The following is a 10192-nucleotide window of genomic DNA, read 5'->3' as shown; positions in this document are numbered from 1 at the left end:
TTTGTGCCTTTGTGCCTTTGTGCCTTTGTGCCTCTGTGCCTCTCTACCCCCCCTACCCAAAAAACCTCCCCTCAAACCCCACCAGATAAACTGTTTCCGTAGCCCTGGTCACTGCTGTATACAGCCACTTAAGGTATTCAACATCCATCATCTCATCCCTGAGGTACCCCTGGTCCACAAATACCGTCTTCCATTGCCCTCCCTGCGTTTTATGACAGGTCAGCGCGTAAGCGTATTTAACCTGCAGCGCATTGTAATAGGGATCATTCCTGATTTTTTCGAGCCGTTTTTTCCTGTGCGGAACATCGGAGTAATCTTCCATGATGGCCTGGAAGATTTTCGCTCCTTCCTGATACGACAATGAAGCGGTTTCCACATAAAGGGTGTCCAGCAGGAGCTTCGTTTCAAATTCCTTCTGGTCAGGGTAATCGATCATCCGAACCACCACATCGGCGAACCGGTGAGCATACATCTCGTGTATATTTTTGATCCTGAGGACTTCAATGATGTCGCCGTTGGCGATGAATCCAGACTCGCTGTCCTGTGGCAACCAGAAATAATTATTCCTGACCACCATCAGTAATTCACCAGCCGTTAGTTCGCTGTCGAGATACAGGATTCTGCGCCGGATTTCCTGGTTGTAGATGTTTGCCCGCTTATTGGTCCTTGTAATGACCACGGTATCTGCCTGACCATCATTTGCGTAGGCATCCTGGATCAGCTCTTCCATCTCAACTGCATTCACGCGTTTGATATCGCTGAAATCACCGGGAAGGAAAAGAGGTGTTACAGGAGAATTCGATGCAATCTTCTTCCTGAGATGGGTGGCATTGGCCAAAATGCCTGAATCCCTGGATTGCCTCACAACTTCAGTCAGTTCATACAATTCGACCTTTTTTTGATACTTCTGTTCAAGGAATTCCGTATCCAGCGCCTGGCTGACCGGTTGACCCACCGGCGGCAGCTGGGCAATGTCACCCACAAGGATCAGACGGCAGTTTTCACCGTTACCGACATAAAAAAACAGGTCATCAAGAAGATTGCGATAGGCAAACAAGTTGGCTTCACCTGTCGTTTCAATATTTTGAATCATTGATGCCTCGTCGACAATGAAATAGGTATGGCGATGATGATTCTCCTGAAGAGTCAGGGCAAGGTTTCCGTCGGAGGTTGTCCGGGCGAAGTAGATTTTTCTGTGAATAGTAAATGCCTGATGGCTCGAATACCCGGCCAGCACTTTGGCCGCTCTTCCGGTTGGAGCAAGCAGCACGGATCGTCTTCCCAGAAGCGGGAGAATTTTCACCAGCGCGCTGACGATCGTTGTTTTACCCGTGCCGGCATACCCTTTCAGCATAAACAGGCTGTCATCCTTTTCACTGGATAAAAAATCCGCCAGCCGGCCGATGAGCATCCTTTGCCCCGTGGTAGGTTCATAAGGAAATTGTGACAGAAGAAAGTCGCTTATACGGGCAGGCTGCATCGGAGAATTATGAGAAATAGTGCGTATGAAGAATGAAATATGTAGAGTTCAATATAAGAAAATCAAAATGGATAACCGATGCCAAGATTCCATACAACATTGGACTTCATCGTCGGATTGAAAATCCACCTTTCTCCGGCAGGCATATAAGGATCCCTGATCTGGGTTGCAACGTCGAGCCTAATGATAAAGAAATCGAAATCAAAGCGAAATCCCAGGCCGGCATCGATCGCAATTTCCTTGTAAAAACGGTTGAAACTGAACTCACCGCCGGGGAACTGTTCGCTTTCCCTTAAAAGCCATATGTTGCCAAAATCCGAGAACACCGCACCCTTGAATATTTTATAAATGGGAAAACGGTATTCCACGTTACCCATCAGCTTGATATCCCCGGTCCGGTCAAAGTCGATCGTGTCAGTGGCATAACTGCCGGGTCCCAGACGCCTGAAAATCCATCCCCTCAGATCGTTGGACCCTCCTGCCGGAAAAGCACGTTCATAAGGCATTGCTTTTGAATTACCATAGGGTATACCAATGCCCGCGTAGCCTCTTAAGACCAGCGTATTTTCAGATAAGTTATAATGGTAAAACCGAAAATCAATTTCCTGTCGCAGGTACTGGGCATAGGGCATTTTAAAGATTGTGTACTTGCCATCCTCCGTTGGAGCACCGGTCGCTTGTTTGATCAGTTGGATCAGGTTGCCGCCCGTTTCCACCTGGTAATTCAGGTAAATGAAATCGATGTTCCGGTTCAGCTGCTGATTGCTGAAAATATAATTGTATCTGGAGGAAATGATAAAGTGATCCGAATATTGTTCCTTGAGCCAGGGATCATTGGTTTCGCGCACATATTTATAGAAATCGGATGAATCATCCGGAAAGATTTTCACGGAGGTCAGTCCCAGGGGAAAGATATCGTGATGCTTCTTCTGGTCGGGATCCCAGTTATAGCCAAAAGAGCCGTTGGTAAGGTGCCTGACATAATCCGGTTCGAGCTGGTAAAGATAGCTCAGGCTGAAACTGGTCCTCGGCCGGAAATATTTTGGGAACCTCGTCTGCGAAAACGGGATCAGGAACTTTGGGATATGAAGGCTTACTTCCACGCCGGCTTCCACCGTATTGAAAAACAGGAACTGCTTTTCGGCTTCCTTGGCCGACCGTTGCAGTTCAGTGGCTCCGCGGAGCCTGATGCGAAACAACTCGGCACCCCTGAACAAGTTTTTGTTCTGCACAACCAGGCTTCCCGCAATACCAGGATTTCCGGCTGAATTCGTTACATCCGTTTCAACCGAAAAACTATTGACAGGAGCATTCGTTATCATTATCCTTGTATCCAGAAATGCTTGATCAGGCGGCAGATTGATTGCGGGGTTTAAGGCTTCGGTAAATGAAATGTTGACAAGCCTGTTGATCGCCATGCGCGATAGCTGGCTATTGGTTTGCATGACATCTTTAAGCCGGTAAAATTTACCGGATTCGAAATAAACCGATTGGGCAAGGACAGGTGGTTTGATTTTAGAAAAACCCGGATAGACGAATAAATACCTGTCAACGGTATCCCTGTGTTTTCCCGCGAGCTGATAATACACCAGGGTATCCTGGTCAGTACTCAAAGGCCTCAATGGATCAAAATGTGGCTCGATGAAGACCTGGTTGATCCGGTATCGTTTATGGTTCGACTCCACCACCGAGTCGAGGGTACCCGGAAATATCCGGCGATTATTATCGACCAGCATCTCAATGTCCATCTGGTGGCTGTTCAAAGTGCTGTCGATCTGGTAGCGGATGAAATCCTTTGAAAAATAATAATAGCCACTGTTCCTCAACATCTCCGTGATACGGGAACGCTCATCATCCAGCGTATAAGCATTGTAGTTGAAACCTGCTTTTAGAAGGCTCTGTGGAAGGATATGGTCGACCAGGTTTGCAAGGGTGTCATCCCTGATCTGATAGCTTACATTCCTCAGCGTATAGGGTTTGCCGGCAGTGATGGTAAAGCGAACATTGGCCTTTTTCTTGCGAACAGAATCAACCCTTGTTTCAATAAGGGACTCGAAATATCCTATATTGTTAAGATACAGCTTCATATCCCTAGCGGAAGCATCAATTCTTCCCGGGTCAATGATGACAGGCTTTTCACCAAATTTTCTGCGAAACCAGTCTTTGTACTTTTTTTCTTCTCCTTTGTATGACTGCTTGTAAATCCAGGAATAGAGATTCAATCCCAGGAACTTCTTGTTCGGAGTTTGTTGAAGATATCCTGTCAGGGCTCCTGCTTCAATCTTACGGTCGTCAGTTTTTATAATGTTCTTCTTCAGCCTGACGCCTTCAAGGGTAAGGCGTGATGGACCACAGGAAGAAAGAAACAGAGCCAGCGAGACAAGGAACAGGATCGTATGTCGGTTTGAAATTTTCAATCAGGTCGTTATGTTGCAGCAGCACAAAAAGCAAATTTATAGCATTCCCCTGTCTTCTCTGGTTCAAACGAAGGATAAATTTTTCAGGAACATCAGCAAATTTCAAAATCATCGGATGACCTTATGCAGGAAATGAATAATTTCACACAAAATTTAGATCACTCATCCAGGTTTTTCTTCCTGCCAATCTGAAAGAATACCGGCCAAAACAATGAGATGACAACTGTTTCACTTAAGAAATGAATAAGAGGTGCCATGAGAAAAGTACTGGAAGATATCGCAGCGATCGCCCTTGTTCTCGAAGAAAGAGGCTGGGCTGAGGGCAAGGCAGGCAATGTTTCCGTTAATGTCACCGGAAGCCCGGGTACAGAACCTGAAAAACCGCTGTCTTCATTTGTCGCCTACCCCTTGCCGGGAGCTTACAAAGCCCTTGCCGGGCACGATTTCCTGATCAGCAGTGCCACTACCCGTATGCGTAATCTCGCCAGGCAGCCGCTCATGAACCTTTTGCTGATCAGAATATCGGATGACGGTGCATCCTATATTCACCTTCCCATCCGACAGGAGATTGACACTTCCTTAAGACCCACTTCTGAATTCTGCACGCATCTGGCCATTCATGAATCCCTGATATCCGCCGGAAGGCAGGAACAAGCCATCCTGCATACCCATGTCAATGAACTGATTGCGCTCACCCTGGACCAGAAGATCAACAGTGAAACCGTTCTGAACCAGGTCCTTGGATCCGCTCTCCTGGAAATGAACACGTTGCTTCCCAGAGGGGTTGGGCTTGTCCCCTATCTGCAACCCGGATCCTGCGAGATTGCCAGGGCCACGGTCGCATCACTGCAACAGCACGACCTGATCCTTTGGTCCAAGCACGGGGTGATCACGATTGGAGCCGACACGTTTGACTGCCTTGATAAGATTGAGATCGTGACAAAAGCAGCGAAGATCTATTTCCTGGCCAGGCCCCTCTGAAAGGACTCCGGGATTCGTTTAAGTGAGCTTATCGGTTTACTGAAGTATTCAGGCAGTCAAAGAAAGTACCGGTGAAATTAAATTATTTTAATTACACAACTGTTTTTTATAACTTTGTACTGGTCCGCGATTGGACGGAAGAAATGATACTAACCTAAAATATACGACATGGCCATATTAAAAGTCATTGAAGTGCTGGCATCCTCGAAAGAAAGCTGGGAAGATGCGACAAAGCAGGCGGTAAAAATAGCCGCACAGACGGTCAAGGAAATCCGTTCGGTCTACATCCAGGAGATGAGCGTGGTGGTCAAAAACAATGAGGTCGCCGAGTACCGGGTGAATGCCAAGATCACCTTCGAGGTGATTACGCTATAGATAATCGTTAACCGCCTTGAATGGACTGTTTCTGGTGAGCCAGGCAGTCTTCCTGTTCGTGTACCACTGATGAAGTAATTTCGGTGGGTGGGTTTGCATTGGATTTTTTTCACATCAAACTTTCCCTGCCAAATTAATCCATCCATTGGTACAACATTGCGGAAAATGTATAATTTTGCAGCCCAATTCTCAACACCTGCACACCCAAACGCACTTCCGGGAGTTTAGCTCAGTCGGTTCAGAGCGTCTGCCTTACAAGCAGAAGGTCAGTGGTTCGAATCCACTAACTCCCACGAAACGATGAAGGGGCTGCCGAGCAACCGGCGACAGCCCCTTCATCGTTTGAGCGTTTCACCTTCATTGCATTCTTTTATTTGCCGGGTATGCTCTTATCTGGCGGATGATTCCCTCTGATAGCTTCAAACCGGATCGTTTCAGCCCTATGGCAGAATATCATGATAAATGAACCTGTCCACTTTGTCCCTCACCTCAAAATTACCGATTGGGAAATGCTGGCACATCACCACATAGATCATCTGCAGGGGAGGATCAACCATGCAGGATGTATTGAAAATGCCACTCCAGCTGAACGAGCCGGCAGAGGATCCTTTCATCCCTTCAATGGGCTGGGTCTGGACGTAAAAGCCAAAGCCATACGAAATACCGGGAGCAAAAAATTCCATGTCTCCCAACTGATGGGTGGTTATCATCTCAACCGTTTCGGATTTCAGAATGCGAACGCCATCAAGCTCACCCTGGTTGAGCAACATCTGTAAAAAACGCCAATAATCAAAGGCGGTCGAATACAGTCCCGCTCCACCGGAAAAATAGGTCAGCGGTCCATCAGGATTTAACACGGGTGTAAAGGTTAATCCCTGGAAATTTTGGTCCTCGGGTGCATATTTGTAAAGGGAAACGTCAGTCTGCGGGTGATAGAGTGAGGCAATCCTTTCCGCTTTTTCGGCGGGAACGAAAAAATAGGTGTCGTGCATCCCCAGTGGTTCGCAGATACGTTGGGACAGAAATGTTTCAAAGGTTTGCCCTGCAAGGAGTTCCACCAGGTAGCCCACTACATCGGCATTCATCCCCAGGTGCCAGCGTTCGCCCGGATTAAAATACAGCGGAAGTCCGGCAAGTTTTTTAACCATATCGCCAATGGTACCCTGTGTCTGGATCAAGCCATTGGACATCCCCGCCTTACGGTAAAGATCGGAGATAAAGGGCTGGTTATAAAAATCATAGGTCAATCCCGACGTCTGGTTCAACAAATGCCGGATGGTGATCTCCTGAGTTGCCGGTTCCAGGGTATAGGATGAGGGTACCCCGCCTGCATCAACCTCCGTCGACAGTTTCATCACCATTGGATCGGAAAACTCCGGAATATATTTCGAAACCGGGTCGTCCATCGAAAACCTGCCCTCATCGTACAGGATCATTAAAGCAACAGTGGTAACGGGTATGGTCATAAAAGTCTGCCTGAAAATATCATTGTTCTGCATCGGCTCCTGAGCTTCCTTATCCCTGTAACCAAATGAATTCCAGTAAACGATCTCACCTTGCTTTGCAACAAGCATCACACCACCCGGAATGTCATTGTTCCGGACAGAAAAATCAAAAACACTGTCGATGCTCCGGAGGTTTATCTTGTTTTTAAAGCTTTCATTCTTTCCGGCAGTTGTGACCGGCTTTTGTTTGCAGGCCGGCAAAAGGGAAACCAGGATCACAGTGGCCAGAGCAAGTCCGGAGTAGCTCACAGTTTTCATAAATGGATGGCTTTGCTTTTCTGTTGGTTTTGATCGCATAGACCTCAAATACAGCATTGGATTTTCGAATCGGCTGCAAAATTATTATTTTTGCTCCAACAATGCCATTTTACTAAAACTTCGTACTTTTGCCCCCAAACTCACACCCACACTGACACGCACACCCGCCTCGGGGTATTAGCTCAGCCGGTTCAGAGCGCATGTTTCACAGACATGAAGTCACAGGTTCGATCCCTGTATACCCCACCCCCTGAAACCCTGAAATACTAAAGATTTCAGGGTTTTTTATTTTCTAAAAACATATGCAGTTTACCTGCGGTTTAAATATGGTTTAAAGTTTTTATTGAAATTTCGAAACTGATTTTAAACCAAACGTTGGTTTAAAGAAAGTAATTTTTTGCGATCGGTACCACTTTCCGGTACTTTTCGCAAAATTTTCCTCTCATAAATAATTTTAATGTACTTTTTATTCTTCTGCTAAAGGTAATATTATCTAAAGTATGACTCTTTTTCTGCTCCCCGGCCGCAGGGCCGCATAAATTTCTTTTACTTTTTTGTGACCAAAAAAGTAAACAAAAAAGTCTTTTTCAGGGCGAGGTTCTCCCGACACCTGGCGGTGTCGGGACCGGGCAGCTCACCCTGCCAAATCCCCGTCGCATGGCTCCGGGTATTTGGTACCACCAGGGCTTCGCTGCCCTGAACTGCGCCCTGAAGTTTAATACACTGTAGGTGCGACATATTATGAAATCAATTTACCGGCAATAAAATACATTTACTGCCGTATTATAGTGTGCCGTTATTCAATCAGTCCTAATTGTCTATACCTTGAGTCAAGAACCTCATTATAGGCAGTTTTCATGTCATCAGACAGGAATGAACGATCAATCCATCTAAATGCACTTGGCTTGTATTTGATCATCCTTCGAAATGCTCCTTTGATCTGTTTTCCCGTAAGCTCCAAATCCTCGCCTAATTGTTCGAAGTGTTCTCGTTTCAACTTCTTTTTTTTCCCAACCAATGTCAGAGCAAGTTCCTCCTTATCTTCCGGCAATACGATTGCAACATTTAATAAATCATAAGCAGGTGCCAGTACCCAACCTGAAGGACTTTCAATCATCGAAAAGTTCTTCAGATGCATATCATTGTTACCTGTGAGAAAGGAGAAAAGAACTAATTCAAAGTAGAATACCTTATCAAGTAATGTGTTGCTGGAATAAATACCGATAGCTTTCCCAACTTTCTCCATGGAACTTTTATACTTATCAAACGCTTCAGTGATTTGAAACATATCGATCATATGGATCTTCTCACCAGTTTCTGTTCGGTCGACTCGCTTTGTGATATAGCATAGCTCGCCGGAAGACAATCGGATTAAGGATGAAGGTACTACTCTGATTCCGAAGCTTTCAGCAATACGCATGGTCACATGTTCGTTTTGGGGCATTTCGGGATATTGGTCAGATGGAGGTTTGAAAATATAGAGTCCTCCTAATGCACCAACTATTGTCAACCGTGTATCAGCAGTTTCTTTGGTTTTCCTGACTAATGATAATGATAATTTTGGTTGAACTCCAGGTACAGCTACGCTGCGTTCTACGACATTCTTTGCCAATTCATCCATTTCACTCAGAGAATATCCCAATTCCGGAGGTGTCGATGATCCAAAGAATTCCAATGAACAATTTTCATGGAAGTCACGCCCTTCTTCAACGGACTCATAACAATACAAACATCTATTCGCCATCTCCTTCTGTTTTAGGTTTAATGCTCACAGCTCCGATACAATCCTGACAACACGCCAGTAATAATCCCATCCGGTCGTTTTTATTGATCTTCCAGTGTGCGGAAGCAATATCCAGCAACCATCCTTCAGGGATCAGTCCTTCAAAAAATGGGTGGAGTCTTTTGTCAATGTATGGTCGATTTGCAACCGGCATTGTAAATGTGATGAATTCATCCGGATAATCTTTCACGTAGTGATCATCATATTGAAATACGTATTCACCATCGTTTGTTTCAGTAATCACACCTGCAAAATGGTCTTTATAAAACACCTTTCCTTGTCTCATTTCTTAAGATCTTTACTGTTTACTGGCGCTAACTCATGTCCGAACATGCGAAGAACCAGATTTACCTTATCCATATTCAGGTTTGTTTTTCCTTGTTCTATTTTACGTATTACTGTTAGTGCAACACCCGCACGTTCAGCGAATTCTCCCTGAGTAAGATTTACTTCTCTTCTACGTTCTTTGACAAATTCTGCTAACTGTTTCATTATATGTTTTTGAATATAATAATGCGCAAATATACTAAATTATATGCAATTAAATATAGTTGAATGAAAATTTAAGAAAATATATGCATTAGCATATAGGAGTAAATTAAGATTTACAAGGAAATATGCTATCAGCATTATTTCGCCGATCCTTTGGTAAATCTACCTCTCCTTTCACCTCAATTTCTACCTCTGCAATTCCCGCCTTTCGGCGGGACAGGCGGTAATGGATGTTCGATCTGCTCCCCGGCCGCATGGCGGCACTTTAATTCTTTTACTTTTTTGAGACCAAAAAAGTAACAAAAAAGTCTTTTTCAGGGCGAGGTTCTCCCGACACCTGGCGGTGTCGGGACCGGGCAGCTCACCCTGCCAAATCCCCGTCGCATGGCTCCGGGTATTTGGTACCACCAGGGCTTCGCTGCCCTGAACTGCGCCCTGAAGTTAAATACAAAATGTTTCTAGAAGCATGGAAGGGTCTATTCCATCCCACTGGCCAAGTCCCGTAGGGACGATATATTGGTAGCAAAGGGAACCGACAAAAATTACAGAATCCCGTTAGGGATGACATTAAAACAATCATCATCGAATTGATATATAATGATTTGGTAATCAGATTTGTGAACAAAAAAAGGTGCGGCCCGAAGGCCGCACCACGAAAGGGCGAGGTGTCAGGACTGTTTCTGATCTGCCACCTGGGCATTGGAGTACAGGTAACGGACCGAAAAGTAGGAATAGGACTTTCCGTATTCGTCCGTTCTTTCGACCGGGCGACCCCAGACCAGAAAAGGTCTTGAGTTTTTCTTTACGACCTTTCCGGCCTTTTGCCAGCCTTCATACGAGTTGAAGGTTTCCGCCCTGAACCAAACCGGTACCACTTCCTGAAATAAAATGCTGCCACCAA

The 10192-nt window shown here is 45.5% G+C and carries 10 protein-coding genes and 2 tRNA genes; 5 read left to right on the top strand and 7 right to left on the bottom strand.

The features are described from left to right. Window positions 1-52 precede the first annotated feature (52 nt). Both PKI34_13300 and PKI34_13295 read right to left on the bottom strand, forming a co-directional pair. Window positions 53-1480: an AAA family ATPase gene (locus PKI34_13300; GenBank protein ID HNS18781.1), complete on the bottom strand. Its 1428-nt coding sequence runs from the start codon at window positions 1478-1480 to the stop codon at window positions 53-55. A gap of 62 nt (window positions 1481-1542) precedes the next feature. Then, a complete protein-coding gene (locus tag PKI34_13295; protein HNS18780.1) occupies window positions 1543-3897 on the bottom strand; it encodes a BamA/TamA family outer membrane protein in 2355 nt (784 codons plus the stop codon). 255 nt (window positions 3898-4152) lie between these two features. On the opposite strand from PKI34_13295, the gene rhaD reads away from it, so the two are divergent. The 3 genes from rhaD (at window position 4153) to PKI34_13280 (ending at window position 5546) form a co-directional block, all read left to right on the top strand. Beyond that, window positions 4153-4878 carry a rhamnulose-1-phosphate aldolase gene (gene rhaD, locus PKI34_13290; GenBank protein HNS18779.1) on the top strand — a complete coding sequence of 242 codons (726 nt, stop codon included), beginning with the start codon at window positions 4153-4155 and terminating at the stop codon, window positions 4876-4878. A gap of 168 nt (window positions 4879-5046) precedes the next feature. Beyond that, window positions 5047-5253 (top strand): dodecin family protein, encoded by a 207-nt coding sequence (locus PKI34_13285; GenBank protein ID HNS18778.1) that lies wholly within the window; start codon window positions 5047-5049, stop codon window positions 5251-5253. A 218-nt stretch (window positions 5254-5471) separates the two neighbouring features. After that, window positions 5472-5546, top strand: a tRNA-Val gene (locus tag PKI34_13280). Between the two features lie 147 nt (window positions 5547-5693). On the opposite strand, the gene PKI34_13275 is transcribed toward PKI34_13280, so the two are convergent. Continuing rightward, on the bottom strand, window positions 5694-7016 hold the full coding sequence (locus tag PKI34_13275) for a serine hydrolase domain-containing protein (protein ID HNS18777.1): 1323 nt from the start codon (window positions 7014-7016) through the stop codon (window positions 5694-5696). 171 nt (window positions 7017-7187) lie between these two features. Between PKI34_13275 and PKI34_13270 the strand changes: the two genes are divergently transcribed. Together PKI34_13270 and PKI34_13265 are read left to right on the top strand one after the other, a co-directional pair. Further along, window positions 7188-7262 (top strand) — tRNA-Val (locus PKI34_13270). A gap of 310 nt (window positions 7263-7572) precedes the next feature. Beyond that, entirely contained in the window at window positions 7573-7716 is a 144-nt protein-coding gene (locus PKI34_13265; protein HNS18776.1) for a hypothetical protein, read from the top strand. A gap of 96 nt (window positions 7717-7812) precedes the next feature. Here PKI34_13265 and PKI34_13260 read toward each other — a convergent pair whose 3' ends face one another. The 4 genes from PKI34_13260 to PKI34_13245 form a co-directional block, all read right to left on the bottom strand. Continuing rightward, entirely contained in the window at window positions 7813-8760 is a 948-nt protein-coding gene (locus PKI34_13260) for a HipA domain-containing protein (protein HNS18775.1), read from the bottom strand. Next, window positions 8750-9085 (bottom strand): HipA N-terminal domain-containing protein, encoded by a 336-nt coding sequence (locus PKI34_13255; GenBank protein ID HNS18774.1) that lies wholly within the window; start codon window positions 9083-9085, stop codon window positions 8750-8752. The genes PKI34_13260 and PKI34_13255 overlap by 11 nt, the downstream gene beginning before the upstream one ends. After that, the gene (locus PKI34_13250; protein HNS18773.1) at window positions 9082-9291 is read right to left on the bottom strand and encodes a helix-turn-helix domain-containing protein; all 210 of its coding nucleotides are present in this window, start codon (window positions 9289-9291) and stop codon (window positions 9082-9084) included. The genes PKI34_13255 and PKI34_13250 overlap by 4 nt, the downstream gene beginning before the upstream one ends. A 668-nt stretch (window positions 9292-9959) precedes the next feature. After that, window positions 9960-10192: hypothetical protein (locus PKI34_13245; protein HNS18772.1), on the bottom strand; the 233-nt coding region annotated here is incomplete at its 5' end.

The sequence above is a fragment of the Bacteroidales bacterium genome (assembly GCA_035342335.1).
Taxonomy (GTDB): Bacteria; Bacteroidota; Bacteroidia; order Bacteroidales; family JAGONC01; genus JAGONC01.
The sequence above is the reverse complement of the archived record's forward strand: the minus strand, read 5'-3'. Positions and strand labels throughout refer to the sequence as shown.